Origin of the sequence: Leptospira stimsonii (assembly GCF_003545885.1) — a bacterium.
Taxonomy (GTDB): Bacteria; Spirochaetota; Leptospiria; order Leptospirales; family Leptospiraceae; genus Leptospira; species Leptospira stimsonii.
The window spans coordinates 1-881 of record NZ_QHCT01000036.1 but is presented as its reverse complement, the minus strand read 5'-3'; the positions used below and the strand labels follow the sequence as shown (position 1 = coordinate 881).

2 protein-coding genes are annotated in these 881 nt (G+C 46.2%); both read right to left on the bottom strand.

Annotation, left to right across the window (positions count from 1 at the left end):
- Positions 1–270: hypothetical protein (locus tag DLM75_RS24040; protein WP_147456707.1), on the bottom strand; the 270-nt coding region annotated here is incomplete at its 3' end.
- Between the two features lie 224 nt (positions 271–494).
- The coding region (locus DLM75_RS24375) for a hypothetical protein (RefSeq protein WP_206610875.1) at positions 495–881 on the bottom strand (387 nt) is incomplete at its 5' end.

Genomic DNA, 881 nt, shown 5'->3' with positions numbered 1-881 from the left:
GGAGTCGTTTCTCTGGATCTCTCCATACGGTTTGTAAGAGATATGAGAAGCTCCACCCATCTCTCCACCGGCGATTCTATTTCCTTCTCCATCCGTTACCATCGTGATCGAACCTAAGTGATCCGGATGAAAGAAGATCATTCCAGAAACGGGAGCTCCACTTGCTCCTCCTCCGCTTCCTCCGGGATTGTAAGGTTGTGCAATCGAAGGGGTTGTAGCAGGTATCGCAGGCGGGATGAGCCAAGGTGGATCACCCGATCCTTTAGGCATGAGCACGGAACAACTCGAAACGCTGAAAGAAAGGAGTAGGATCGGAGTCGTGAAACGAAGTAAAAAGGAGAATCGCTTCTCTTCGTTCGTTAAGAGGACAAACCCAAAACCGAATAGTAGAATTACAGAATAAAGAACGATCTTCCCGTTGAAAGTGAAGAGTTTTGCAAATGTATTCGCACTCGTTATCCGAACGGAAGAAAATATTCCTAATGTCTTTTCTTTTAGGGAAGAAAGGAAACTCTTTTTGTAAAGCGAAGTCTCTTCCGAATCTTGTTTTCCTTCGGTGAACGTTTTCCGGTTAGAATCTCCTTTCGAACGGCTGGTCCCCCAATCGAACCAAGAAAGAAGATTCTCCTCATTCTTAAATTCTTGAAACGAAGTTTGAAGAACGGCATCCGTCCGTGACCACTGCGCGAGACCAAGTCACCGGAAAGGCCTCGGAAATAGAGAGTATGTTGCGGAGATTGTCCCGGAGTCATTACGATTTCGTAAAGTCCTCCCAAACTGATCGTCTTCGTTTGATCGCTCGATCTTGTCTTTCGAATCCTCGTACCGGTGAAATCGTAGTCAAACCGCATCGTTTCCCCGTTTTGCGTATTCATTCGTTT